18 protein-coding genes are annotated in these 26,005 nt (G+C 71.1%); 11 read left to right on the forward strand and 7 right to left on the reverse strand.

Annotated elements, in window-relative coordinates; translation table 11 throughout:
• Positions 1-48: 48 nt before the first annotated feature.
• Entirely contained in the window at positions 49-2,427 is a 2,379-nt protein-coding gene (locus OO014_RS05870) for a glycoside hydrolase family 3 protein (protein ID WP_272461352.1), read from the reverse strand.
• A 278-nt stretch (positions 2,428-2,705) separates the two neighbouring features.
• Here OO014_RS05870 and gndA point away from each other — a divergent pair, with 278 nt between their 5' ends.
• From gndA to larB, 3 genes are read left to right on the forward strand one after another with little or no spacing between them, the layout of a single operon-like run.
• A complete protein-coding gene (gndA, locus tag OO014_RS05875; RefSeq protein ID WP_272461353.1) occupies positions 2,706-4,142 on the forward strand; it encodes an NADP-dependent phosphogluconate dehydrogenase in 1,437 nt (478 codons plus the stop codon).
• A gap of 26 nt (positions 4,143-4,168) precedes the next feature.
• Entirely contained in the window at positions 4,169-5,041 is an 873-nt protein-coding gene (locus OO014_RS05880; RefSeq protein ID WP_272461354.1) for an ATP-dependent sacrificial sulfur transferase LarE, read from the forward strand.
• The gene (larB, locus tag OO014_RS05885) at positions 5,034-5,735 is read left to right on the forward strand and encodes a nickel pincer cofactor biosynthesis protein LarB (RefSeq protein ID WP_272461355.1); all 702 of its coding nucleotides are present in this window, start codon (positions 5,034-5,036) and stop codon (positions 5,733-5,735) included. The genes OO014_RS05880 and larB overlap by 8 nt, the downstream gene beginning before the upstream one ends.
• A 3-nt stretch (positions 5,736-5,738) precedes the next feature.
• Here the strand turns inward: larB and larC are convergent, their stop codons facing one another.
• From larC to OO014_RS05900, 3 genes are all read right to left on the reverse strand, one after another.
• Complete coding sequence (gene larC, locus OO014_RS05890; RefSeq protein ID WP_272461356.1) at positions 5,739-7,019, reverse strand: nickel pincer cofactor biosynthesis protein LarC; 1,281 nt, start codon at positions 7,017-7,019, stop codon at positions 5,739-5,741.
• A 192-nt stretch (positions 7,020-7,211) separates the two neighbouring features.
• Positions 7,212-8,249 carry a hemolysin family protein gene (locus OO014_RS05895; RefSeq protein WP_272461357.1) on the reverse strand — a complete coding sequence of 346 codons (1,038 nt, stop codon included), beginning with the start codon at positions 8,247-8,249 and terminating at the stop codon, positions 7,212-7,214.
• Complete coding sequence (locus OO014_RS05900) at positions 8,242-9,624, reverse strand: hemolysin family protein (RefSeq protein ID WP_272461358.1); 1,383 nt, start codon at positions 9,622-9,624, stop codon at positions 8,242-8,244. Before OO014_RS05900 ends, OO014_RS05895 begins: the two co-directional genes overlap by 8 nt.
• Before the next feature lie 197 nt (positions 9,625-9,821).
• On the opposite strand from OO014_RS05900, the gene OO014_RS05905 reads away from it, so the two are divergent.
• The 5 genes from OO014_RS05905 to OO014_RS05925 all read left to right on the forward strand — a co-directional run bounded on the left by OO014_RS05905 (position 9,822) and on the right by OO014_RS05925 (position 16,899).
• Positions 9,822-10,946, forward strand: coding sequence for an ABC transporter ATP-binding protein (locus OO014_RS05905; protein WP_272461385.1), 1,125 nt, complete (start codon positions 9,822-9,824; stop codon positions 10,944-10,946).
• Entirely contained in the window at positions 10,943-11,746 is an 804-nt protein-coding gene (locus tag OO014_RS05910; protein WP_272461359.1) for an ABC transporter permease, read from the forward strand. Before OO014_RS05905 ends, OO014_RS05910 begins: the two co-directional genes overlap by 4 nt.
• Positions 11,747-11,894: 148 nt before the next feature.
• Positions 11,895-15,764 carry a multifunctional oxoglutarate decarboxylase/oxoglutarate dehydrogenase thiamine pyrophosphate-binding subunit/dihydrolipoyllysine-residue succinyltransferase subunit gene (locus OO014_RS05915; RefSeq protein WP_420485482.1) on the forward strand — a complete coding sequence of 1,290 codons (3,870 nt, stop codon included), beginning with the start codon at positions 11,895-11,897 and terminating at the stop codon, positions 15,762-15,764.
• Positions 15,765-15,881: 117 nt separating this feature from the next.
• Complete coding sequence (locus OO014_RS05920) at positions 15,882-16,055, forward strand: DUF6104 family protein (protein ID WP_272461361.1); 174 nt, start codon at positions 15,882-15,884, stop codon at positions 16,053-16,055.
• A 4-nt stretch (positions 16,056-16,059) separates the two neighbouring features.
• Positions 16,060-16,899, forward strand: coding sequence for a GDSL-type esterase/lipase family protein (locus tag OO014_RS05925; protein WP_272461362.1), 840 nt, complete (start codon positions 16,060-16,062; stop codon positions 16,897-16,899).
• 87 nt (positions 16,900-16,986) lie between these two features.
• Here OO014_RS05925 and OO014_RS05930 read toward each other — a convergent pair whose 3' ends face one another.
• Positions 16,987-17,430, reverse strand: a complete 444-nt coding sequence (locus OO014_RS05930) for a hypothetical protein (RefSeq protein WP_272461363.1) — start codon at positions 17,428-17,430, stop codon at positions 16,987-16,989.
• Between the two features lie 373 nt (positions 17,431-17,803).
• Between OO014_RS05930 and OO014_RS05935 the strand changes: the two genes are divergently transcribed.
• Entirely contained in the window at positions 17,804-18,052 is a 249-nt protein-coding gene (locus OO014_RS05935) for a WhiB family transcriptional regulator (protein ID WP_013493302.1), read from the forward strand.
• A gap of 98 nt (positions 18,053-18,150) precedes the next feature.
• On the opposite strand, the gene OO014_RS05940 is transcribed toward OO014_RS05935, so the two are convergent.
• Positions 18,151-19,635 carry a sensor histidine kinase gene (locus OO014_RS05940; protein ID WP_272461364.1) on the reverse strand — a complete coding sequence of 495 codons (1,485 nt, stop codon included), beginning with the start codon at positions 19,633-19,635 and terminating at the stop codon, positions 18,151-18,153.
• A gap of 157 nt (positions 19,636-19,792) precedes the next feature.
• Positions 19,793-24,979, reverse strand: a complete 5,187-nt coding sequence (locus OO014_RS05945) for an NAD-glutamate dehydrogenase (protein ID WP_272461365.1) — start codon at positions 24,977-24,979, stop codon at positions 19,793-19,795.
• Positions 24,980-25,161: 182 nt separating this feature from the next.
• On the opposite strand from OO014_RS05945, the gene OO014_RS05950 reads away from it, so the two are divergent.
• Positions 25,162-25,518: a hypothetical protein gene (locus OO014_RS05950; RefSeq protein ID WP_272461366.1), complete on the forward strand. Its 357-nt coding sequence runs from the start codon at positions 25,162-25,164 to the stop codon at positions 25,516-25,518.
• The gene (locus OO014_RS05955) at positions 25,515-26,003 is read left to right on the forward strand and encodes a hypothetical protein (RefSeq protein WP_272461367.1); all 489 of its coding nucleotides are present in this window, start codon (positions 25,515-25,517) and stop codon (positions 26,001-26,003) included. Before OO014_RS05950 ends, OO014_RS05955 begins: the two co-directional genes overlap by 4 nt.
• Positions 26,004-26,005: the final 2 nt, after the last annotated feature.

Consider the following 26,005-nt stretch of genomic DNA (forward strand, 5'->3'; position numbering starts at 1 on the left):
GCCCCGCCGCAGCGGGGCCCCTTCGTCGTCCCACGGACCCAGGGCCGGTCAGCCCTGGTCGTAGGTCAGGCCGAAGCCATACGGGAAGAGTGCCCCGTCGGCCGTCTCGTCATAGCCCGGGAGGTCGCTCTTCTGCTCCTGCACTGCGGCTCGGGTCCCGGCCAGGGCGAAAGGCAGCCGGCCCTGCGGTGCGAAGTCACCGGACAGCACGTCCATCAGGGCCGTGTCGCTCATCCCGAAGCCGGCCACGATGGCGCCCGCGTCCCGCAGCCCGCTCGCGTCGTCGAGGACGAAGGGCTGGCGGAAGTAGACGTGCAGGACGACCTTGTCGGGGTCGCCGACCTCGGCCATCACCTGCTGGATCGTGCTGAGCGACGGGACGACCTGCCAGGACTCGGACGTCTCCATGCCGCTGAAGTCCAGGATGCCCGACTCCCACGGGTAGGAGCCGCCGAAGCGCAGGCCGCTGTCGGTGCACGCGGTCGCCCCGTAGGACACGCAGGCGTCGGACTCGCCGTAGGGGCTCTCCCCGTCCAGGCCCGCCGTCCCCGGCATGACGATGGGGTTGACGTGGTCGGGGTTGAGCCCGGTCGCCGGGTCGTTGCTGCGGTAGGCGGACGTGTTCTTGTTCTTCGCGGTCATCGAGATGATGACGTAGTCCGCCCCGGCAGCGCTCGGGCGAGGCGTGCCGGCCGGAACGTTGCCGTTGATGACCTCGTAGCCGTGGCCGGCCACGGTCTCCTCCTTGAAGTCGCCGAGGATGTAGACCTTCGACCCCGGCTTGAGCGGGAGCACCTTGCCGCCGTCGGCGGCCTCGTTGTTCTGCAGGAGAACGGCGGACTTCCGCTGGAGGTCGAGGCCGACCTCCCGGTTCGCCGCGTTGCCGACCGTGGCCGTCGCGACCGCCTCGTCGACGTAGGGGTCCTCGAACAGGCCCATCCGGAAGAGCGGCTCGAGCAGGCGCGCCGCGGCAAGGTCCACGCGCTCGTTCGTGACGAGACCGGCCCCGACGAGGTCGGTGATCGTCTTGACGTCGTGGAATCCGGAGAGGGTGTCGGTGCCGCCGTTGATCGCGGCGGCCACGCGCTCCGGGACGGTCGCGGTCTCGAGGCCCCAGGCCCGGTCGTTGATGATCCCGGTGTCGGAGTTGACGTAGCCCTTGAAGCCGAGCCGGTCCCGCAGCAGGTCGTTGACGATCTGCGACGAGAAGGCCATCCCCGTCTGGTCGTAGGTGACGCCGTCATGGGTGACTCCCATGGGCACGCCGTAGTACGGCATGATCGCCGCGACGCCGGCGTTGATCGCCGCCTCGAACGGCTTGAGGTGGTAGCCGAAGCCGCCACCCGGGTAGACCTGCGTCTTGCCGAAGGCGTAGTGCGGGTCGAGGCCGAGCTCCTGCGGGCCCCCGCCCGGGAAGTGCTTGAGCGTCAAGGCGACGTCGGAGTCCCGGGTGAGCGCGGTGCCGTCGGCACCCACCGGGCCCTGCAGCGTGCCGACGAGGGTCTCCATGATGTTGGCCGCCAGGTCGGCGTCCTCGGTGAACGTCTCGTGGGTGCGGTACCACCTCGGCTCGGTGGACAGGTCCGCCATGTAGCCGTACATGCCCCGCAGGCCGATCGAGGACCACTCCTGGCCCATGACCTCGGCGAAGCGCTCGACCACGGCCATGTCCCCGATGGTCGGGACGGAGCCGGTCCGCACCGCCTCCTCGCCCAGCGCAGCGGCGGCGATCCCGGCCTCCTTCGGGAAGGCGGAGAACGCGCCGGCGGACTCGTTGATCCCGGCTCGGGCGTCGGGGTCGATGTGGTTGCGGGCGTTCGACTTGAAGAGCGACGGGATCCCCAGACGGGTCGCCTCGCTCAGCTCCTGGACGCTGTTGGTGAACTTCGCCGCCTCGGCGGGCGTCACCGAGATGCGGGTGCCGAAGCCGCCGGTCTCCGCGGTGCAGAGCGCCTGGTCCGGGCTCGTGACGGTGTTGCGGAAGACGAAGCGGTGCATCTTCTGCACGTCGATGTAGTTCGCGGCCACCGCGGGCACGGTCCCCCGCTCCCCCGTCCCGACGTCGCAGGACGCGTTGAGCGTGTCGATGAGCATGAGGCCGGCCTTCTCCTCGAGCGTCATCCGCCCGACGAGGTCAGCCACCCGGTCGGCGACCGGCTTGCGCCAGTCCTCGTAGGTGTCGAGGCGGCCGTTGTCGTTGAGGTCCTTGAACGTGCGGCCCTTGACGGTGATCAGGTCCTTGGCGCGCGCCTCGAGGACCGGAGGGCGACCGTGGTTGCCCTCGTCAGCCGCGGCGGCCTCGGGAGCCGCTGTCGCCCCCAGGCCCCCGGCCAGGGTCACGGCCAAGGTCAGGGCCAGGGTCAGGGGCAACGCAGCAGCGACGCCGAGCAGGCCGCGACGACGTCGCGTACGCGGAAGTGTCTTCATCAATCCTGGTTCCTCTTTGAACTCGAAGGGAGGCATATCGGACGGGAGGGTGGGCACACCGTCGCGCTCCCCTCGCCGACATCCCAACGAGTTGCCATGAGTTGCAACGCCCCTCGCAGGCCGCCGACGTCGGCAACCGTCGGCAACTGGTGGCAAGCCCTTTCCACCGGCCGCTCGTTCTGCCTGAATCGGAGCAACGCGCCCGGCCCGGCGGCCCCGCCGAGCCGGCCCAGCGGCATACGACCGCTTGACCTCCCCCTTCTCCGCAAAGGAACCCCGTGAGCACCTCCGCGACAGCGAACATCGGCGTCATCGGCCTCGCCGTGATGGGCAGCAACCTGGCCCGCAACCTCGCCCGGCACGGGCACACCGTCGCGGTCTTCAACCGGACCCACGCCCGCACGCTCGCCCACCTGGAGGCGCACCGCGCGGAGGGGGCGTTCGTCGGGGCGGAGACGGTCGAGGAGTTCGTCGACTCCCTGATCCGCCCGCGGCGCGTCATCATCATGGTGCAGGCCGGCCCGGGCACCGACGCCGTCATCGACCAGCTCGCACCCCTGCTCGAGGAGGGCGACATCATCGTCGACGGCGGCAACGCCCACTTCGAGGACACCCGCCGCCGCGAGGCGCGCCTGCGCGAGATCGGCCTCCAATTCGTCGGCACCGGGATCTCCGGCGGCGAGGTCGGCGCGCTCGAGGGTCCGTCGATCATGCCGGGCGGCTCCGCGGAGTCCTACGCGGCGCTCGGCCCGATCCTCGAGTCGATCGCCGCCCAGGTCGACGGCGAGCCGTGCTGCGCCCACCTGGGCCCCGACGGCGCCGGCCACTTCGTCAAGATGGTCCACAACGGCATCGAGTACGCCGACATGCAGTTCATCGCCGAGGCCTACGACGTGCTCAGCGCTGCGGGGCTGACGGCCGCGGAGGCCGCCGAGGTGTTCCGCGAGTGGAACACCGGAGAGCTCGACTCCTTCCTCATCGAGATCACCGCCGAGGTGCTCGACCAGGTCGACGCGACAACGGGCCGCCCCCTCGTCGAGCTGATCGTCGACGCCGCCGAGCAGAAGGGCACCGGGCGATGGACGGTCCAGACCGCGCTCGAGCTCGGCGTGCCGGTGTCGACGATCGCTGAGTCGGTCTTCGCCCGGTCCGCGTCAGGCGACCGGACCGTGCGGGAGGCGTCGCGTGGGGTGCTCACCGGGCCGGACCGCACGCTGCCCGCCGTCGATCGGCAGCAGCTCGTCGACGACGTGCGCGACGCGCTGTGGTCGTCGAAGGTGGTCGCCTACGCCCAGGGACTGGAGCAGATCCGCAAGGCGAGCGACGAGTACCACTGGGGCGTCGACATCGCGACGGTGGCGCGCCTCTGGCGGGGCGGCTGCATCATCCGCGCCCGGCTGCTCAAGCAGATCAGCGAGGAGTACGCCGTCGGCCGGCTCGCCACGCTCCTCGTCGCCCCGAGCATCCAGGCCGGGCTGGCCGAGCGGCAGGGCGCGTGGCGGCGAGTGGTCGCAGCGGCCGCGACTGCGGGCGTCCCGGTGCCGGGCTTCTCGAGTGCGCTCGCCTACTACGACACGGTGCGGGCGGAGCGGCTGCCGGCCGCTCTCGTCCAGGGGCTGCGGGACAACTTCGGCGCCCACACGTATGGGCGCATCGACCGCGAGGGCGCCTTCCACACGCTGTGGTCCGCCGACCGGAGCGAGGTCCAGCTCTGAGCCCGTCAATGGGTCAGACTGGCCTCATGGACGTCCACGCGCCGCTGCCCGCCTCGCTAGCCGGGTCGGCTGCCGCCGTGGGTCGCACCCTCGTCGACCGTATGCCGCTGGGCTCGGTCGGGCGCCTCGGCGTCGCCTTCTCGGGGGGTGTCGACTCAGGCCTCCTCCTCGCGCTCGCCGTCCGGACGCTCGGGGCCGACCGAGTGCTCGCGGTCATCGGGGTGTCGCCGAGCCTGGCCCGCGACGAGCTGCACGGCGCCCGGGACGTGGCGGCCGCGATCGGGGCGCCCGTCGTCGAGGTCGCGACCCACGAGGGCGACCACCCCATGTATCGCGCCAACGGCCCTGACCGGTGCTTCTTCTGCAAGGACGAGCTCTTCAGCCGGATCTCGGACGAGGTGGCGGGCCGGCACGGGCTCGTCGCCGTCGCCTACGGCGAGAATGCCGACGACGCGCGGCGCCCGGACCGGCCGGGGTCCCGCGCGGCGACGAACCACGACGTGCTCCGCCCCCTGGCCGACGCCGGGCTGGGCAAGTCGGACGTGCGGGCGCTGGCCCGGGCGTTGCGCCTGCCCAACGCGGACAAGCCCGCGGCACCGTGCCTCGCCTCGCGGATCCCGCACTTCAGCGAGGTCGATCCCGTGAAGCTCGGCCAGGTGGAGAGCTTCGAGCGGGAGCTGCGTCGGCTGGGGTTCGCCGACTGCCGGGTCCGGCACCACGGCGAGGTGGCGCGGGTGGAGCTGGCCGACGTCGACCTGGCACGTGCGCTGGAGCCCGACACTCGGGCGGCGCTGCACGCGGCCGGTGTGGCTGCGGGTTTCCGGTTCGTCGCGGTCGACGTCATGGGCATCCAGTCCGGCGCCTTCACCTTGCCGCTCGTGCAGGTCGACCATGGGTGACTCCGAGTCCCTTGGCCTGCACGGGATTGCAGAGCTGGACCTGGGCCGGGCCGCCAGGCGCGGCTATCCCGAGGCCATCTACTGCGCAGGCAAGTCCGCGGCCCAGGTAGGTGCAATCGCCCTGGCGGTCAAGGACGCTCACGAAGCCGGGACGACGAGCGGGACGGTGCTCTTCACCCGAGCGGCCGCCGAGCACGCCGAGGCCGTCCTCGGCGTGCTGCCGGACGCGGTCCACGACGAGATCGGACGGATCCTCGCCTGGCCGCCGCGCGCGCCCGAGCCGACCGGTGGGCTCGTCGCGGTGCTGTGCGCAGGCACCTCCGACCTGCCCGTGGCTCGGGAGGCGGTCTTCACGCTGACCTACCTGGGGCGCCCGACCGAGCTCGTCGTCGACATCGGCGTGGCCGGGATCCACCGGGTCCTCGCCCGACAGGACCTCATCGACGCCGCGCGGGCCATCGTCGTCGTGGCCGGAATGGACGGCGCGCTGCCCTCGGTGGTGGCCGGCCTGGCGCACTCGCCGGTCGTCGCGGTCCCCACCTCGGTGGGTTACGGCGCGGCATTCGAGGGGCTCGCTCCCCTGCTCTCGATGCTCAACGCCTGCTCGCCCGGCGTCGGGGTCGTCAACATCGACAACGGCTACGGCGCAGGGCACCTCGCCGCGCAGATCGCCGCGCCACTCCCCGCGACCTGAGCCTCAGCGCTGCGCCAGGCCGCGGGCGCTCGCCGTCGGGAGGGGCGCCCCCGGCACGAGCCCTGCCGCTGCCGCTGCCGCGACGGCGGCGTCGAGGACGATCCCGACCGGCCGGTCCAGCGCCCCGCCTGCGGCCTCGACGTCCGCGAACTCGGGGGTGGCCTGGACGACCCTGCCCGCGCGGTGCGCGACCTTGATGCCGATCCGCTGCCCGTCGACGTCGACCGCGACCCACTGCCGCGGAAGGGCCCATCGGTCCACCGCGGTGCCTCGCACCCCGATCGTGCTCGTCGCCTCGAGGACGAGGTCACGGAGGCGTTCGGCGTCGTCGGGGGCGCACAGGACGGACAGCGTGTGGGCCGGGCGGCCCTTCTTCATCAGGATCGGCGCCAGCCAGGCATCGGCCGCCCCCGCCGCGAGGAGCGCGTCGAGCACGGAGGGCCACACCCGCGGGTCGAGGTCGTCGACGTTCGCCTCGAGCACGACCATGCTCGTGTGCTCGAGATCGCCTGTCGGAGAACCGGACTGGGGTGCCGGTGGAGTGGAGAGCCGGCCGAGAACGACCCGGACGACGTTGGCCCGGCCCGGGACGTCCCTGGTGCCGGCACCGACGCCCACTGCGGACACCGCCATCCGCGGCAGCGGTCCCTGGCTCGCCGCGAGGGTGGTGAGCAGGGCGACCCCCGTCGGCGTCGCCAGCTCTCCGTCACCGACGGCGTCGACCGTCCATCCCGTGACGAGCCCCAGCACGGCAGGCACGGGGACCGGCATCCGTCCGTGGGCTCCCTGCACCGTCCCGGACCCGACGCCGATGACGCTCGTCACGACGTCAGTCACGGCGAGGTCCTCGAGCGCGGCGCAGACCCCGACGACGTCCGCGATCGAGTCCCACGCCCCGACCTCGTGGAAGTGCACCTCCTCGACCGGCACGCCGTGCACGTCCGCCTCGGCCCGAGCCAGGGCGGCGAAGGCGGCGTGGGCCCGGCGGGCGATCGGCGCCGGGAGCTCCGCGCCGAGGACGAGCTGCTCGACCTCCGCCCAGCTGCGGTGCGGCTGGTCCTCGCTCGTGGGCTGCACATCGACCTTGAGGGCCCGCATGCCCGCGCGACGGGTCTCGGCCACGCCGAGTCGCACCAGGCCGGGCACGACCGCGTCCACGGCGGCCTGCACCCGCTCGAGCGACGCACCGGCGTCGAGGAGGGCGCCGAGCAGCATGTCACCCGCCACCCCCGATGAGGCATCGATCCAGAGCGTGGCCGCGCGGTCGGGGTGCTCGGTGGACATGCGAGTCAGGCTAGGCCCTCCGCGCGCCTCCACCCTCCCGGGCACGCCCGTCCCCTGCCCATCCCCCTGCCCATCCCCCTGCCCATCCCCCGGCACCTGCACGCGGCAAGGGGGTGTGTTGCAGGCGGAGGAGGGGGCGCGGACCGCGCGGGTGGGCTGGGAGCCGGCCCAGCGGCATACGGAAGCGGCGACTCAGCGCTGCGTCGTGTCGGTCACCTCGCCGACGAGCTCCTCGAGGACGTCCTCGAGGAAGACGACGCCGGTGACGACGCCGGCGTCGTCGATGGTCCGGGCCAGGTGGGCACCGGTGAGCTGCATCGTCGCGAGGACGTCCTCGACCTCGTCCTCGTCGCGCACCGTCGCCAGCCGGCGCACCCGCTTGGGCGGGATCGGCAGGTCATGGCGCTCGTCGTCCGCGTAGAGGATGTCCTTGAGGTGGACGTACCCGGCGAGGTCCCCGGCCGCGTCGACGAGGGGGTAGCGGGAGAAGCCCTGCCGGGCGACGAGCTGCTCGATCTGCGCCGGCGTCACCCCCAGCTGGACCGTCGTCAGCGCGTCGAGGCCCACCGCGACGTCGCGTGCCAGCTTGTCGGAGAACTCCAGCGTCTTGGCGACGAGCCCGTGGCGTTCCTTGGCGATGAGGCCCTCACGGTGGGACTCCCCGACGATGTGCGCCACCTCCTCCGCCGTGTAGGCGGACGAGATCTCGTCCCTGGGCTCGATCCCGAAGAGCCGGACGAGCGCCTTGGCCACCGCCTCCATGGCGAAGACGATGGGGCGCAACGTCCGCGTCACCAGGTAGAGCGCCGGGACCAGGACGATCGCCGCCCGCTCCGGACCGGCGATGGCGAGGTTCTTCGGGATCATCTCGCCGACGACGACGTGCAGGTACGACACGATGAGCAGGGCGACCGCCAAGGCCACGCCGCCCGCCCAGGCCTCGGGGAGCCCCCAAGCAGCGAAGACCGGCTCGAGCAGGTCGTGCAGCGCCGCCTCGGCCAGCGCGCCGAGACCGACCGAGCACACCGTGATGCCGAGCTGCGCCGTCGCGAGCATCGAGCCCAGCCGTTCGAGCGCCTCGAGGCTGGTGGCCGCCCGCTTGCTGCCCGCGTCGGCCAGCGGCTCCAGGCTCGAGCGCCGCACGGCCATCGCCGCGAACTCGGCGCCGACGAAGAAGGCGTTGGCGAGGAGCAGGAAGAGTGAGACGACATAGACCCACGCGTCACCCATGCCGCACCTCCGGGTCCGCGGCCGGGGAGGGCGGGGAGGGCGGCCCTGCTGCCCGCTCCTGCTCCGGCTCCGGCGCCGGCTCCGGCACCGGCACGAAACGGAGGCGGTCGACGCGCCGTCGGGCCATCCCCGTCACGTGGATCCGCCACCCGGGCACCTCCACCACGTCCCCCACGACGGGCACCCGACCGAGGATCGCCATCACGAACCCGCCGACGGTCTCGTAGGTCGCGCCGTCCGGGACGTCCACGTCGAAGGCCTCGCGGATCTCGTCCGGTCGCCACAGGCCCGGCACCGTCCACGACCCGTCGGTCAGCTCCCGGCCGCTCTGGCGACGGCGATCGTGCTCGTCCGCGACCTCGCCGACGATCTCCTCCACCACGTCCTCGAGGGTGACGATCCCGGACGTCCCGCCGTACTCGTCGACGACCACGGCCATCTGGAAGCCACCCTGACGCAGCTGCCGCAGCAGAGGCTCGAGCTGGATGGTCTCGGGGACGACCAGGCGGTCCGACATGAGCGCGGACACCGGGACGTCCTTGCGGCGCTCGTGTGGGACAGCCATGGCCCGCTTGACATGGACGACCCCGTCCACGTCGTCCCAGTCGGTGCCGAGAACAGGGAAACGGGAGTGGCCCGTGCGCCGCGACAGCCGGAGGACGTCGTCGGCCGACTCGTCGCGGTGAATCCCCGCACACCTGACCCGTGGGGTCATGACGTCGTCCGCGGTGCGCTCGCCGAACCCCAACGTCCGGGTGAGCAGGCGCGCCGTCGTCACCTCGAGGGTGCCGGCCTCCGCCGACCGTTGGACGAGGCTCGCGAGCTCCTGAGGGGTGCGAGCGCCCGACAGCTCTTCCTGGGGCTCGATCCCGACGAACCGCAGGAACGCGTTGGCCGAGCCGTTGAGGACGAGGATGAGCGGCTTGGCGATGGTGGCGAAGACGCGGACGGGCAGGGCCACCACCTTCGCCGTCCCCAGCGGGGCCGAGATCCCGAGGAACTGCGGCAGCAGCTCGCCCAGGACCATCGACAGCACGGTGGCCAGAACGAGCGCCACACCGCTCGAGACGGGCGCGACGGCCGAGGGCGCCAGCCCCAGGCTGCCGAGCGGCCCAGCGAGCAGGCGGCCGATCGAGGGCTGCGCCAGGTAGCCGACGACCAGCGTGGTGATCGTGATGCCGACCTGGGCTGCGGAGAGCTGGGTGGACAGCTGCTTCAGGGACTGCAGGACGACCCGGGCTCGTGCATCGCCGCCGTCGATGGCGCGCTGGACCGTCGGACGATCCAGGGCCACCAGGGAGAACTCGGCCGCGACGAAGACCGCGGTGCCCGCGGTGAGCAGGACGGCCGCGACCAGCAGCAACCACTCCGTCACCGCAACCTCCCCTCGACCGTCACGAGCCCCTCCTGGGCGCCCACTATATGGAGGTACCGTCCTGCTGGGCATGGAGGGCGAGGCCTCGTCGGCGTGGTGTGGTTGAGTTGGTGCGCACATCAGGTTTGCGCCCTTCGGGGGCCTTGAAGGAGGCGTCAGTGACAGCCGCATCGGCCGGGACACCCAGTCAGTCCGCCCTGGGCGGCCCCACCCCGGCGGTCGACCCCACGAGAGGCCGGATCGAGGTCCGCGGGCTGACGAAGCGGTTCGGCCGGTTCACCGCCGTCGACCACCTCGACCTCGACGTCGTGCCCGGACGGATCACCGGCTTCCTCGGCCCCAACGGCGCCGGCAAGACGACGACCCTGCGCATGCTCCTCGGGCTGATCCGTCCGACTGCGGGCACCGCCACCATCGAGGGCCGCCGCTACCACGACATCCCCAACCCGCTCACCGTCGTCGGCTCGGCGCTCGAGGCGACCAACTTCCACCCGGGCCGGAGCGGTCGCAACCACCTTCGCGTGCTGGCGGACGCCGCCGGGATCGACCGGCGGCGCGTGGACGAGATGCTGGAGCTGGTGGGGATCCCGGCCGCAGCGAGCAAGCGTGCCGGCGGCTACTCGATGGGGATGCGGCAGCGGCTGGGGCTCGCCGGGGCCCTGCTCGGCGACCCGCGCGTCATCATCCTGGACGAGCCGGCCAACGGCCTCGACCCGGACGGGATCCGGTGGCTGCGCGGCTTCCTCCGGCACCTGGCCTCCGAGGGTCGCACCCTGCTCATCTCGAGCCACCTCCTGTCCGAGGTCGAGCAGACCGTCGACGACGTCGTCATCATCGCCAACGGCAAGCGGGTCGCGCAGGGCACTGTCGACGAGCTGCGCGGCGACCCGACCGCCTTCGTCCGCACGTCCGATCCCGACCGGCTCGCGAGCACGCTCGCCGGACGCGGCCTGAGCGTGGCCCGCCGGGACGGCGGTCTCAGGGTGACGACGAACGACCTGGCCATGGTGGGAGACCTGGCCCACGCTGCGGACATCGCCATCCACGAGCTGCGCTCGGAGAAGACCCACCTCGAGGAGCTCTACTTCACGCTCACGGACCAGGACCAGTACCGCAACCGCAACCTCGGGGATGCAGAAGGCACGGGTCCCGGCGGCCCGGTGGACCGAGAGCTCGGCCAGCTGCCCCCGCCCACCGGGAGACCGGTGGAGCGCCCCCAGCCGCCGGACCCCGACGGCGCGAGCGGCGAGACGGGCCGGGACGGCACCACCGTCGGCGACTCGGCCCCGACCCGGACGGCGCGACAGGAGAACGGGTCATGAGCAAGGCCATCAAGGCAGAGTTCCGCAAGTTCTTCACCACGCGGCTTTGGTGGGGCATGCTCATCGCGATCGTCGTCGCCGGGGCCGCGCTCGCTGCCCTCTTCGCGTTGCTCTTCACCAGTGACACCGTCATGCGAGGCGACGGGATGGGAGTCCCGACCAGCGACGCCGACCTGGCGCGGACGGCGTTCACCAGTGGCATCGGCGTCGGCTACCTGCTCACCCTCGCCATCGGCGTCATGACCGTCGGCGCGGAGTACCGGCACAAGACCATCACCGCGACCTTCCTGGCCGAGCCGAAACGAAGCGTCGTCATGGGGGCCAAGACGATCCTGCTCCTCGTGGTCGGCGCGATGTACGGCGCAGCGTCGCTCCTCGCGTCAGTGGCCACAGGGGCCGCGATTCTCTCGTCCCGCGGCCACGAGCCCTTCGCCGACCCCGAGATCTGGCGCACGCTCGCCCTCTCGCTGCTCGTGCTCGGCCTGTGGGCTCTCATCGGCCTCGGGGTCGGCATCCTCATCCCCAACCAGGTCGCCGCCCTGCTCATCGCCGTCGGCGTCGCCTGGATCGTCGAGCCGATCGTCGGCGCGGTGCTCCCGCTGAGCGAGATCGGCGGCAGCATCGCCCGCTACCTGCCGTCGCAGGCGACCAACGCCACCCTCGACATCCAGACCGTCGGTTTCGGCGGGCCCGTCACCGACCAGCTGCCCTGGTGGGGCGGGGCTCTCGTCCTCACCGGCTACGCCGTGGTGATGGCCCTCATCGGCACGCTCCGGACGGTCCGCTCCGACATCTCCTGAGGCCTCCATCGGCGGCTTTCGCCATTCAGACGTCTGTCGGGCCCCGGAAGGGTTGCGGCTAGGCTGACCCTGTACTTCGCATTGACGCACCCCAGGCAACGAAAGAGGCGCATTCGCCGTGTCTGATCAGTCCACGTCCGGTGACCCGATGGCAACCTTCGGACCGAACGAATGGCTCGTAGACGAGCTGTACCAGCAGTACCTGACTGACAAGAACTCGGTGGACCGAGCCTGGTGGGAGTTCTTCGAGGACTACAGTCCGCACGACGCGGACGCGCGCCGAGACGCAGCCCGGGCCAACGGCGCTCCCCCGGCCACGGCCGGCACGACGCCGGCCGCCAAGGCGCAGCCCGCACCAGCCGCGAAGGCCGCGCCCGCAGCGGCCACACCCGCCCCGGCGCCGAACTCACAGCCTGCCCCGGCGAAGCCGGCTGCCGCCCCGGCGAAGCCGGCAGCCTCCCAGCCCACGACGGACGCGAAGGCCGTCAAGGCTGAGCCGAGCGCCCCGGCCTCGCCGAGCGCCCCCGGCGCCGACGGCGTCCCGCCGAAGCCCCGGGACATCCCCGCCGTCAAGGAGACCGGGCCGGTCAACGAGGACGTCCTCACGCCGCTGCGGGGCGCACCGGCGCGCGTCGTCGCCAACATGGAGACCTCCCTGGAGATCCCCACGGCCACGAGCGTGCGCGCCGTCCCGGCGAAGCTGCTCATCGACAACCGTGTCGTGATCAACAACCACCTCGCCCGTTCCCGGGGCGGCAAGGTCAGCTTCACGCACATCATCGGCTACGCCATGGTGAAGGCCCTGGCCGTCATGCCCGAGATGAACTACAGCTACGCGGAGAAGGACGGCAAGCCGGCCGTCCTTCAGCCGGCCCACGTCAACTTCGGGCTGGCCATCGACCTGCAGAAGCCCGACGGCTCGCGCACCCTCGTCGTCCCGTCGATCAAGTCGGCGGAGGAGATGGACTTCGTCCACTTCTGGACCGCCTACGAGGACATGGTCAAGAAGGCGCGCAACAACAAGCTGACCGTCGAGGACTTCCAGGGCACGTCGATCTCACTGACCAACCCCGGCGGGATCGGCACGGTCCACTCCGTGCCGCGCCTCATGAAGGGCCAGGGCACCATCATCGGCGTCGGCGCGCTGGACTACCCGGCCGAGTGGCAGGGCGCGAGCACCGAGACGCTCAACCGCAACGCCGTCAGCAAGATCCTCACCCTCACGTCGACCTACGACCACCGGATCATCCAGGGTGCCGTGAGCGGAGACTTCCTCCGCGTCATCCACGAGCTGCTCCTCGGTGGCAACCGCTTCTACGACGAGATCTTCGAGTCGCTGCGCATCCCCTACGAGCCGGTCCGCTGGGTGCAGGACATCGACTCCTCGCACGATGACGACATCAACAAGGTCGCCCGGGTGCAGGAGCTCATCCATGCCTACCGCGTCCGCGGCCACCTCATGGCCGACACCGACCCGCTCGAGTACAAGCAGCGCAGGCACCACGACCTCGACGTCACGACCCACGGCCTGACCCTCTGGGACCTCGACCGCACCTTCGCCACCGGCGGCTTCGGCGGCGCCCCGTTCCTCAAGCTGCGCAAGATCCTCGGCATCCTGCGCGACTCGTACTGCCGCACCGTCGGCATCGAGTACATGCACATCCAGGACCCGGACCAGCGCAAGTGGATCCAGGACAAGATGGAGGTGCCCTACAAGAAGATCTCGCGCGAGGAGCAGCTGCGGATCATGCGGCGGCTCAACGCCGCCGAGGCCTTCGAGACGTTCCTCCAGACCAAGTTCGTCGGCCAGAAGCGCTTCTCGCTCGAGGGTGGCGAGTCGGTCATCGCCCTGCTGGACCGCATCCTCTGGCGGGCTGCCGGCGACGACCTCGACGAGGTCTGCATCGGTATGCCGCACCGCGGACGCCTCAACGTGCTCGCCAACATCGCCGGCAAGTCCTATGGCCAGATCTTCCGCGAGTTCGAGGGCAAGCAGGACCCGCAGTCGGTGCAGGGCTCCGGTGACGTGAAGTACCACCTCGGCACCGAGGGCGAGTTCCACACCGAGGACGGCAAGAGCACCAAGGTCTATCTCGCGGCCAACCCCTCGCACCTCGAGGCCGTCAACCCGGTCCTCGAGGGGATCGTCCGGGCCAAGCAGGACCGGCTCAACCTGGCCGGCGAGTCCTTCCCGGTGCTGCCCGTCCTCCTGCACGGTGACGCCGCCTTCGCCGGTCAGGGGGTCGTCGCCGAGACCCTCAACCTCTCGCAGCTGCGCGGCTACCGGACCGGCGGCACGATCCACATCGTCATCAACAACCAGGTCGGCTTCACCACCTCCCCCAGCTCGTCCCGCTCGTCCGTCTACTCGACGGACGTGGCCAGGATGATCCAGGCGCCGATCTTCCACGTCAACGGCGACGACCCGGAGGCCTGCGTGCGGGTCGCCGAGCTGGCCTACGAGTTCCGCCAGGAGTTCAACAAGGACGTCGTCGTCGACATGGTGTGCTACCGCCGACGCGGGCACAACGAGGGCGACGACCCGTCGATGACCCAGCCGCTGATGTACAACCTGATCGAGGCCAAGCGCTCGGTCCGCAAGCTCTACACCGAGTCGCTCATCGGCCGCGGCGACATCAGCGTGGAGGACGCAGAGGCGGCCCTGCGTGACTACCAGCAGCAGCTCGAGCGAGTCTTCATCGAGACCCGGGAGGCGGCCAAGGAGCAGCCCACACACGCGGCCACTCCTGCGGACCCCGACACCGAGGTGCCCGACAACGCCGGTCTGGAGAAGCCCACCGCCCAGGTGCTCGACGACCGTGCACCCCATCGGTCCTCCTCCAAGACGGGTGTGCCGGCGGAGACCATCGCTCAGATCGGCCAGGTGTTCGGCAGCCCGCCGGCCGGCTTCACGGTTCACCCCAAGCTCAAGCAGCTGATGGACCGTCGCGTGCAGATGGTCCACGAGGGTGGCATCGACTGGCCGATGGCCGAGCTGCTGGCCTTCGGCACCCTCCTCAAGGAGGGGACGCCGATCCGTCTCGCCGGCCAGGACAGCCGCCGCGGCACCTTCGTCCAGCGGCACGCCGTGCTCATCGACAAGAACACCGCGGAGGAGTGGACCCCGCTCCTCTACCTCGGCGAGGGCCAGGCCCGCTTCTGGGTCTACGACTCGCTGCTGTCCGAGTACGCCGCGATGGGCTTCGAGTACGGCTACTCGGTGGAGCGCCCGGACGCCCTCGTGCTCTGGGAGGCGCAGTTCGGCGACTTCGCCAACGGCGCGCAGACCATCGTCGACGAGTTCATCAGCAGCTCCGAGCAGAAGTGGGGGCAGCGCAGCTCTGTCGTCCTGCTCCTGCCGCATGGCTATGAGGGACAGGGGCCGGACCACAGCTCGGCGCGCATCGAGCGCTACCTGCAGCTCTGCGCCGAGAACAACATGACGGTCGCCTACCCGTCGACGGCGGCCAGCTACTTCCACCTGCTGAGGCGCCAGGCCTACGCGCGACCCCGCACCCCCCTCGTCGTCTTCACGCCGAAGTCGATGCTGCGCAGCAAGGCCGCCGCGAGTGACGTCGAGGCCTTCACGCAGGGCGGCTTCCAGCCGGTCCTGGCCGATCACCAGGGCGTCACCGACAACGTCGACCGCGTCCTGTTCGCCTCCGGCAAGGTCGTCCACGAGCTCGACGCCGAGCGGGCCAAGCGCGAGGACAGGTCTACCGCGATCGTCCGGGTGGAGCAGCTCTATCCGATCCCGGTCGACGAGATCCGCGAAGCAGCAGCGCGCTACCCCGGCGCCGAGCTGGTGTGGGTCCAGGACGAGCCGCGCAACCAGGGCGCCTGGCCGCTCATGGCCCAGTGGCTGCACGAGGACCTCTCCGCGGTCGGTGAGACCCGCCCGTGGCGAGTGGTGGCGCGCAAGGCTTCCGCGTCCCCGGCGACCGGCTCCACGAAGAAGCACGCCGCCGAGCAGGCCGAGCTGATGGACCAGGCGTTCGGCCGGACCCAGGCAGGCTGACCGGCCCACTACCGCTGGTCAACGGCACGTCGGCCGGCGCTCACCGCCCTGCGCGGTGGGCGCCGGCACCGGCCGAGCCTCCGCCGCGGCACGAAGCCCACGCGATAATCTCCGAGGGTGTATTTCACGGACCGCGGCATCGAGGAGCTCGCCAGTCGACGCGGCGAGGAAGAAGTCAGCCTGGACTGGCTCGCCGACCAGCTGAGGACCTTCGTCGACCTCAATCCCGAGTTCGAGGTGCCCATCGAACGCCTGGCGACCTGGCTGGCCCGACTCGACGACGAGGACTGACGACGTGACCGACTCCGCCAACGGCTCCGACAACGGCTCCGACAGGCAGCCCTACGGCGTCGGACCGGCCTACCCTTCCGCGCACACCCGCTTCGACGACGCCGCCTCGGCCCAACGGCCCTTCCGCGGACCCGCTGCCGAGTCGAGCGCCCCGGAGGAGCCGCCCGCTCCCGCCGAGGATCCGGCTGCGTCCAGTGAGCCGCCCCGGGAGCCGTACTTCGCCCCCAGCACCGATTTCACGGTGGCCGAGGGCGTCCGCGACGTCGGCATGGTCTTCGTCGGCGCCTCGACGACGGCGGGCTACGGAGACCCGAAGGGACTGGGCTGGGTCGGGCGGGTCGTCGCCCGGACCCAGCACCCGGACGTCGACCTCACCGCCTACAACCTCGGTATCCGCGGCAGCACGTCGGGTGACGTCGTCGCCCGGTGGTCGGCAGAGTCGCAGCCGCGCTGGAAGGGCCGATCGGAGCGTCGCCTCGTGCTCTCCTTCGGCACCGACGACATCCTGAGTGGGATGACCATGGCCCGGTCCCGTCTCAACCTTGCCAACGTCATCGACGAGGCCACGAGCGCCGGCATCGGCGTCTTCGTCGTGGGCCTGACGCCCTCCCTCGATGGCGAGCTCAACCGGCGCATCGAGGCGCTGGCCGAGGCCCAGGCCGACGTGTGCTCCAGACGAGGCGTCACCTACGTCGACTGCTTCCGGCCGCTCGCGAGCCACGACCAGTGGATGGCGGACCTGGCCGCCAGCCCGGACCGCGCCCACCCCGGCCAGGCCGGCTACGGCCTGATCGCCTGGCTCGTCCTGCACAACGGCTGGAACGACTGGCTGTCTCTGCGCTGAGGGGCGGAGGCCGGCGTCGGGCTGGGGAGAGGGGCCCGACCGGCTGGACCCGCCGTGGCCTTCGTCACAGTAGAGCCGGCTGGCTCCTCAGCCTCGCGGCTCTGGCTCCCCCGGCAGCCGTGCCGGGGCCGGCGCTGCCGCCACGGCGGCCACCAGGCAGGCGCCCGACAGCAGTGCCAGCCCGATGGCGAGCAGGGTCTGCTCGGACTGGTGCAGGGACCACGCGACCGGCAGCAGGAGGGCGTTCCAGACGAGGGTGGGCGTCCGGGGCCAGCTCTGCCCGCGCAGCCACCCACGAGCCACGAACAGCATGGCGATTCCGAAGATGAGGATGAGTGCCCCGGACGTGGCTGCGGTCGTCAGCGAGTCGGCGGCGCCGACCGCCATCTCGTAGCCGTAGAAGCCCGCGAGCAGCAGGAGGACCGACCCCTGGACCAGCATCAGCGCTCCGGCCGCTATGGGGGCCCGGGCCTTGCCGCGGGCGGCGACGAGTCGCTGGTCGGGCGGGGTCGGACGGGGCTCGTCGGTCACCGTTCGAGCCTAGTCGCCCGCTCTGATCAGCGCGGTCCGCCGGTGCCGGGAGGACCGCTACCGGCCAAGTCCACGCTGAGGGGGTATGGATCTGAACGCGAAGTGCAGATAAGATCAAGCCTTGGTGTGATCTGCGCCCAAAGCCTTGATGCACCCCATGGGCTCTCGGCACACTGGTTGACGATCCGAGACGCGTACGGAACCCTTTCGTGCGCGTCTCCGTTGGTCAGGGGAGCGTGATCTCCGGTCACACCGGCACGGTCACACCGACACCAACGACCAATGGCTCCGACAACGACGCTGGCGCCCGAGAACCGCACCACCAGCAACCCCCGCGTGGTGCCGAACGACATGATGAAGGAGCACGAGCCACATGGATTGGCGCGACCGCGCTGCCTGTCTGGATGCCGACCCGGAACTCTTCTTTCCCATCGGCAACACTGGTCCGGCCATCCTGCAGATCGAAGAGGCGAAGGCCGTGTGCCGGACCTGTCCGGTCATCGACACCTGCCTCAAGTGGGCCCTCGAGACCGGTCAGGACGCCGGTGTCTGGGGTGGCCTCAGTGAGGACGAGCGCCGCGCCCTGAAGCGCCGCAACGCGAGGGCCCGCCGCGCTGGCTGACCCGACGACTCATGTGAGCCCGGTGACCCCGCGGTCACCGGGCCTTCATGTGTCCGGCTCAGTCCTTCCGGTGGCTAGTTCGGTGGCTAGTTCGGTGGCTAGTTCGGTGGCCGCAGGCTCCCAGTGAACCTGGCCCGGGTCCCCTTCGGGCTCGCCGGCTCCCAGGTGATGCGACCCTGCAGGTCGGCGACGAGCGACTGGACGATCTGCGTGCCGAGCCCTGAGCCGGGCGGCCGCGCAGGGTCGATCCCCTCACCGTCGTCGATGACCGAGACGATGACCATGGCCCGGCCTCGCTCGTCGCTGAGCCGCTCGATGGTGACGGAGACCGTGCCGCCGCGCTCACCGAGCCCGTGCTCGATGGCGTTCTGCACCAGCTCGCTCATGATCATCGCCAGAGCGGTCGCGTCCTCGGCCCTCAGCCGACCGAAGGACCCCTCGAACCGGGTCTCGATCGGCGCGCCGTTGGACGACACCTCGACGATGGCCTGGAGGCCGCGCTTGGCGATGGTGTCGAAGTCGACGGATTCGTCGAAACCCTGGCTGAGCTGGTCGTGCACCATGGCGATCGTCCCGACACGCCGCTCAGCCTCCTCGAGCGCCGTCCTCGCCTCGCCCTCGGGCACGCGACGGGCCTGCAGACGCAGCAGGGCGGCGACCGACTGGAGGTTGTTCTTGACCCGGTGATGGATCTCCCGGATCGTCGCTTCCTTGGTCATCAGCTCGCGCTCGCGCCGCCGCAGCTCGCCGACGTCGCGCAGCAGGACGAGGGCACCGAACCGCTGCCCGGCCTCGGTCAGCGGGATCGCCCGCATGGAGACGGTGGTGCCGCCTCCGACGACCTCGGTGCGCCAGGGTTGGCGGCCGGTCACGACGAGCGGTAGGCCCTCGTCCACCGTGTGCGACTCGCGGATGTTGTCCGTGACGACCTGCGCGAGGCTCGCGCCGACGACCTCGCCGAGGTGGCCGAGCCGGTGCAGGGCGGACACGGCGTTGGGACTGGCGTAGGTGACGACCCCGTCGATGTCGAGCCGGATCACGCCGTCCCCGACCCTGGGGGCGCCGCGTCGCAGCCCGGTCGGTGCGGCGCTGTGGGGGAACTCGCCGGCTGACACCATGCGGCAGAGGGCGTCCGCCGTGGCGAGGTAGGTGATCTCGAGGCGGCTCGGAGTCCGGGTCGTCCACAGGTTGGTGTGGCGCGTGACGACGGCAACGACCCGGCCGTCGCGCACGACGGGGATGTACTCCTCGCGGACCGACTGCTGCCCCGAGTCCGTCGGGACCTCGACCTGGCGCACCCGAAGAATGCGCTGCTCGTCGGCTGCCTCCGAGAGGAGCGGACCGGCGTGGTCGTCGTCGGCCCGCCGGCCGACCTGGTCGTCGACGTAGACCAGGTGCCCGGTGGTCGGTCGGACGTGGGCTACCGCCTCCCAGGTGTCGTCCAGCGCACGCACCCAGAGGATGAGGTCGGCGAAGGACAGGTCGGCGATGAGCTGCCAGTCCCCGACGAGCAGATGGAGCCACTCCACGTCATGCTCGCCGAGCACGGTCCGACGCCGGAGGAGCTCGCTCAGGGTTGCCACAAGGATGAGCCTATGCGGCCCGGTCGGCCGGACCGTCGCCCGCCCGCCTGACGGCGCGGGAAGAAAGCCGCTTCCGTATGCCGCTGAGCTGGGCCTCGTCTCCCTCTCACCGGGGGCGCGGGGCCGGGTGAGAGGGAGACTGTGACGCTGGGTCAGCTCAACTGCTCGACGAGGTGTCGGCCGGCTTGGCCGCCGCCGTTCGCTTCGTCGTCGCGGCACGCGTGCCGCGTGGTCCGGGGCTCGCCTTCGTCGTCTTGGTCCCGGTCGTCTTGGTCCCGGTCGTCTTGGTCCCGGTCGTCTTGGTCCCGGTCGTCTTGGTCCCTGCCGCCTTGGCCTCGCGGCTGCCTCCCTTGGCGGCCACCCGCTGCTCGGCCCCTCCGTCGTCAGCAGGGTGATCGGGCGTGGTGCTGGAGGCGGCCGGCTTGGTGACGGTGCGCAGGGTGCGCAGCGCGACGGACAGCGCGGCGATGCCGGCATACGACATCCGCTCGATGCCGCCAAGGGCCGCCCTTGCCCTCGTCAACGCATCGGCGTTGAGCTCGGACCACTGGGCGAGCCGCACCTCGGCAGGGGTTCCGGGCTTGCTGACGTCGAGCACCGACCGGGTCAGTACCTCGAGGACGGCGTAGAGGTCGTCCCGCAGGGCGCCGCGGGCCATGGCGTCCCAGCGGTTCTCTCGGGGCAGCGAGGTGACGCGGTTGAGCATGGCGTCGATGGAGAAGGTGTCGGAGGTGAGGAAGTACACCGCCGCAACCGCGTCGAGGCTCTCGCCGGTGTCGGTGGCGATCTCGATGCAGTCGAGCAGTGAGTAGGAGTCGAGCAGCGAGGCGGCCGAGAGCGCGAGGTCCTCGGGGACGCCCTTGCCCTCGAACTCCTGGGCCCGAGCACGCAGGCGGTCCTGCTCCCGACCCTGCAGCAGCTCGTGCATCCGCCCACCGAGGGCGGCGATGCCCGGCTGGAACCGGGCGATCTCCGCGGCGATGTCGAGAGTGGCGGGCCTCGTCGTGAGGAACCACCGCACGGCCCGGTCGAGGAGCCGGCGGAACTCGAGGTAGAGGCTGGTCTGCGCCGCGGTGGTGACGACGTTGTCGGTCGCCTCGACCCGCGTGACGTAGCCGGCGAGGTCGAAGATCTCGCGGCAGACGACGTAGGCGCGGGCCACCTGCTCCGGCGACGCCCCGGTCTCCTCCACGGCCCGGTAGGTGAAGGTGATCCCACCACGGTTGACCATGCTGTTGGCCACGGAGTTCGTGATGATCTCGCGGCGCAGCGGGTGGGCCGCGATCTGGTCGGCGAACTTCTTGCGCAGCGGCGTCGGGAAGTACTCGGCCAGCGTCGAGCCGAACCACGGGTCGTCCGGGAGCGACGAGGTGATGAGCTGGTTCTTCAGGTAGAGCTTCGAGTAGGCCACGAGGACCGAGAACTCGGGCGACGTGAGGCCATGGCCGTCCTTGTGGCGGCGGGCGATCTCGGCGTCGCTCGGGAGGAACTCGAGGGCGCGGTCGAGGTCACCGTGCTCCTCGAGGAACTGGATGAGCCGCTCGTGGACCGGCAGCATCCCGTGCTGCTGGGCGCGAGCGTTGCCGAGCAGCACGTTCTGCTCGTAGTTGTCGCGCAGCACCTGCTCCGCCACCTCGTCGGTCATCGAGGCGAGCAGCGCATTGCGGCGCTTCATCGTCATCTCGCCGGAACGGGTGAGCTCGGTGAGCAGGATCTTGATGTTGACCTCGTGGTCCGAGGTGTCGACGCCGGCGCTGTTGTCGATGGCGTCGGTGTTGATCCGGACGCCCGCGAGGGCTGCCTCGATCCGACCCAGCTGGCTGGCGCCGAGGTTGCCGCCCTCCCCCACGACCTTGCACCGCAGGTCGGCGCCGTTGACGCGGATGGCGTCATTGGCCCGGTCGCCGATCTCGGAGTTCGTCTCTCCGGAGGCCTTGACGTAGGTGCCGATCCCGCCGTTCCACAGCAGGTCCACCGGCGCGAGCAGGATGGCCTTCATCAGCTCGGCGGGGGTCAGGCTCTTGGTCTGGGGACGCAGGCCCAGCGCCTGCGCCATCTGCGGCGTCACCGGGACCGACTTCAGGGACCGGTCGAACACGCCGCCGCCCTTGGAGATCAGGCTCTTGTCGTAGTCCGCCCACGACGAGCCGGCCAGGTCGAAGAGGCGCCGACGCTCGGCGTACGAGGTGGCCTCGTCCGGGTTGGGGTCGACGAAGATGTGGCGGTGGTCGAAGGCGGCCACGAGGCGGATGTGCTCCGAGAGGAGCATGCCGTTGCCGAAGACGTCGCCACTCATGTCGCCGACGCCGACGACGGTGAAGGGCTGCGACTGGGTGTCGACGCCCATCTCGCGGAAGTGTCGCTTGACCGACTCCCACGCGCCACGGGCGGTGATGCCCATGCCCTTGTGGTCATAGCCGGCCGAGCCACCGGACGCGAACGCGTCGTCGAGCCAGAAGCCGTAGTCGGCCGAGATGCCGTTGGCGATGTCGGAGAACTTGGCCGTGCCCTTGTCCGCGGCGACCACGAGGTAGCTGTCGTCGTCGTCATGGCGCACGACCCGCTCCGGCGGGACGACCGCACCGGACACGAGGTTGTCGGTCACGTCGAGCAGGCCGGAGATGAACATTCGGTAGGAGGCGATGCCCTCGTCGAGCCAGGCGCCCCGATCGACGGCCGGGTTGGGCAGCTGCTTGGGATAGAAGCCGCCCTTGGAGCCGGTGGGCACGATGACGGCGTTCTTGACCATCTGGGCCTTGACGAGCCCGAGCACCTCGGTGCGGAAGTCCTCGCGCCGGTCGGACCAGCGCAGCCCGCCACGCGCGACCTTGCCGAAGCGCAGGTGGACGCCCTCGACCCGGGGGCTGTAGACCCAGATCTCGAACATCGGGCGCGGCGCCGGCAGGTCCGGGATCCGCTTCGGGTCCAGCTTGATCGCGACGTACGGCTTCGCGGCGCCGTTGTCGCCCACCTGGTAGAAGTTCGTGCGCAGGCTGGCCCGGATGACGCCGAGCAGCGCGCGGATGATCCGGTCGTGGTCGAGGCTGGCGACGTCGTCGAGCGCCTCGCGGATCTTGGCGACGTGGGCCTTGGCGCGGGTCTCCCGCTTGCCCCGGCCGGCCTCCGTGTCGGGGAAGCGGTCCGGGTCGAACCGGGTCTCGAAGAGCTCGACGAGGCGTCGCGCCACTTCGGGGTGGGCGACGAGGGCCGACTCGACGTACTCCTGCGAGAAGGTCGACCCGGACTGGCGCAGGTACTTCGCGACGGCCCGCAGGATCACGACCTGGCGCGACGTGAGACCGGCGACGAGGACGAGGGCGTTGAAGCCGTCAGACTCCGTCTCACCGGCCCACACGGCCCGGAAGGCCTCCTCGAACCTCGCCTTGACGTCGGCTGCAGCGGCGCCCTCGGCCCACCGGCCGCCCTCGACCCGCAGGCCGAAGTCGTAGATGTGCAGCTCGCCGCCGTCGGGACCGTGGACCTCGTAGGGGCGCTCGTCGGTGACCTCGGCCCCGAGGTGGGTGAAGAGCGGCAGGACCTGGGTCAGGGACAGCCGTCCGCGCCGATAGAGCTTGAGGCGACGCTCCTGCGGGTCCTTCGAGTTGGGGTCCCGGTAGAGGTGCAGCGCCGTCGCGGACGGACCCTCTCCGAGTGCCTCGACCCGGTCGAGGTCCTCGGCGGCGATGTCGACCCCGAAGTCCTCCTTGTAGGCCTCGGGAAGCGCCTTGGCGTACTCCGCCATGGCCCGGGCGGTGGCCTCGGCATCCCGCCGGCGGCCGAGCTCCTCGACGAGGTCCTCGTCCCAGGTCCGCGTCGCGTCGACGACCCGCTGCTCCAGCGCACCGGCGTCCACCTCGGGGATCTCGACGCCCGAGGGCATCCGGACCACGAAGTGGAGCCGGGCCAGGGTCGACTCGCTCACCCGGGTGGTGAAGTCGATCGTCTCGCCTCCGAACGCGTCCAGCAGGACCGCCTGGATCTTGAGCCGGACGGTGGTGTTGTAGCGGTCCCGAGGGAGATACACCAGGCACGACATGAACCGGCCGAACTCGTCACGCCGGAGGAACAGCTTGGTCTTCCTGCGCTCCTGGATGTGCAGCACCGACGTGGCGATCTCGGCGAGCTGCGCGGCGCTCGTCTGGAACAGCTCGTCGCGCGGGTAGGTCTCGAGGATCTGGAGGATGTCCTTGCCCGAGTGGCTCTCCGGGGTCAGCCCGGTGAGTCGGAGCACCTCCTGGGCGCGGACGTCGAGGAGCGGGATGTCGTGGATCGTGTCGTTGTAGGCCGGCGACGCGTAGAGCCCGAGGAACCGCTGCTCGCCGACACACTCGCCACGGGCGTTGAACCGCTTGATCGAGATGTAGTCGAGGTAGACGTCGCGGTGCACGGTCGCCCGGGAGTTCGCCTTGGTGATGATGAGGATCGTCGAGTCGCGAGCGGCCCGGCTGGCGGCCGGGGTCAGCACGATGCCGGTGCCGGCTTGCGGCCGGTCATACCGGAGCAGGCCGAGACCGGTCCCCGGGACCTGACGGGAGACGTCCTTGCCGTCCTCCCGGGTGAGGGAGTACTCGCGGTAGCCGAGGAAGGTGAAGTTGTTGTGGGCGAGCCACTCGAGGAAGCGGCCCGCCTCCCGCGCCTCGTGGGGGCTCGTGCCGGGGGGCGTCGCGGCCTTGAGGTCGCTGGCGATGGTGAGGGCGTGGGCCCGCATCTTGGGCCAGTCCTCGACGGCGTCCCGCACGTTCTGCAGGACGTGACGCAGGCGCTCCTCGACGTCGGGGATCGCGGAGGCGGGCAACCGGTCGATCTCCAGGTGCATCCACGACTCGCGGACCTGGGCGACGCCGTCGGGGATGTCGGTCGTCGCATCGGTCACGATGTCGACGAGCTCGCCGGTCACGGTCCGGGTGACGTTCATCTGCGGGTGGACGATGATGTGGACCCCGCGGTCGAAGCCGCCGAGGGCGGCGACGACGGAGTCGACGAGGAAGGGCATGTCGTCGACGACGATGTCGACGCTCGTGTACTTGACGTCGTGACCCGCGGCGTCGACGTCGGTGTTGACCACGCGGACGTTGAACGTGCCGACGGGCCGGTGGGCGGCGAACTCCTTGTGCCCCAAGGCGATCGCGGCGAGCTCGGCGGGGTCACGAGCGACGAGGTCCTCGGTCGCGACGAGTCGGTAGTACGCCTTGAGGAAGGCCTGGGACCCGTCCTGGGGGGCGGATCTCGCCTTGGCCCTGCCGCGGGTGCGACCGGCCGGTGCACCCTTGGGGCTGGTGGCGGTCAGGGCCGCCGCAGCGGCCTGGAGAACGTCGATCCGGGACTGCTCGAGTGGCGCAGACATGCGATGCTCTTGTTCCTCATCAATGGCCCGTGCGCGTCACACCGTCGTGCGCGCATCTCATGATGTGAGCCTATATCCGCCGATGGCGGCACCCGAACCGCCCTGACCACATCGGAGCGGGCGCCCGGGTGACCGGTGGAGAACTGCGGCGCCCCTCGCCGCCGAGTCCCTACAGTGGAGCCATGACCGGGATGACCGGCTCCGGCCGCCACGCCGCTGCCCCAGGCGCAGCAGGCGATGCAGCGACGCTGCGCACCCTCGACCGGGGACGGCGCGTCACGGCGGACCTGGCCGACCAGCTGCTGACCCACCTTCCCGACGTGGGGGACATCACCACGCAGCGGGCTCTGGACAGCTGGGTCGAGCAGGCCGCCGACACGCTCCGTGCCCTCTCCGAGGCCCTGGAGGAGCGGCTCATCGAGGTGGGGAGCAGCTCCGGTGGGCCCGTCACGGTCAGCGCCCCGGCCGCCGCCGGTCGGCCCGTTGCCACTGACGGCTCGAGCCGCGCCGTGCGGGCAGCAGGGCGGGACCGCGCATGACGGGCCTCGGCGACCCGGGCTCCACGTCGGCCCTCGGCGGTGCCCTGCGCCAGCAGGCGATCACCCTGACCGACCTGGTCGTGGACCTGGCCGAGGCTGCTGAGCGCGCGACCAGGGCGGGCCGACCCGACCCGACCGGCCGGGAGCGCGAGCTCCTCTCCCGGACCGCTCGCGAGCTGGACGCGGTCGGCGCAGCGCTGCAGTCCTTCACCTCGACCGTCCTCGACGGTTCGGCGCGCACCCGGGAGCTGACGGCCGAGGCGCACCGGGCCCACCTGCTCGTCGACGGCAGCCTCGTGGTCGAGCCCGCCGGGCCGAGCCGGGTCGACCCCACCGCGCGGCTCAGGGCGAAGGAGCGGCTGCAGGAGCTGCTCAACCGCGTCACCGCCGCCGAGGGCAAGGAGCTGGGCCGGGTCGCCCGTGAGCTCGAGCGCTCCGGTCCGGCCCTCGCCGGCATCAGCGAACGCTCGCGGCTCGGGTCCTGACC

This window comes from Intrasporangium calvum, from assembly GCF_028446585.1.
Classification (GTDB): Bacteria; Actinomycetota; Actinomycetes; order Actinomycetales; family Dermatophilaceae; genus Intrasporangium; species Intrasporangium calvum_A.

Bases quoted from the DNA above. Each gene is read 5' to 3' on its own strand.
- OO014_RS05910 (WP_272461359.1), top strand. From the start codon at position 10,943: ATGAGCAAGGCCATCAAGGCAGAGTTCCGCAAGTTCTTCACCACGCGG.
- OO014_RS05945 (WP_272461365.1), bottom strand. From the start codon at position 24,979: ATGTCTGCGCCACTCGAGCAGTCCCGGATCGACGTTCTCCAGGCCGCT.
- larB (WP_272461355.1), top strand. From the start codon at position 5,034: ATGGGTGACTCCGAGTCCCTTGGCCTGCACGGGATTGCAGAGCTGGAC.
- OO014_RS05880 (WP_272461354.1), top strand. From the start codon at position 4,169: ATGGACGTCCACGCGCCGCTGCCCGCCTCGCTAGCCGGGTCGGCTGCC.
- OO014_RS05935 (WP_013493302.1), top strand. From the start codon at position 17,804: ATGGATTGGCGCGACCGCGCTGCCTGTCTGGATGCCGACCCGGAACTC.
- OO014_RS05955 (WP_272461367.1), top strand. From the start codon at position 25,515: ATGACGGGCCTCGGCGACCCGGGCTCCACGTCGGCCCTCGGCGGTGCC.
- OO014_RS05895 (WP_272461357.1), bottom strand. From the start codon at position 8,249: ATGGGTGACGCGTGGGTCTATGTCGTCTCACTCTTCCTGCTCCTCGCC.
- OO014_RS05870 (WP_272461352.1), bottom strand. From the start codon at position 2,427: ATGAAGACACTTCCGCGTACGCGACGTCGTCGCGGCCTGCTCGGCGTC.
- OO014_RS05950 (WP_272461366.1), top strand. From the start codon at position 25,162: ATGACCGGGATGACCGGCTCCGGCCGCCACGCCGCTGCCCCAGGCGCA.
- OO014_RS05915 (WP_420485482.1), top strand. From the start codon at position 11,895: ATGGCAACCTTCGGACCGAACGAATGGCTCGTAGACGAGCTGTACCAG.
- larC (WP_272461356.1), bottom strand. From the start codon at position 7,019: ATGTCCACCGAGCACCCCGACCGCGCGGCCACGCTCTGGATCGATGCC.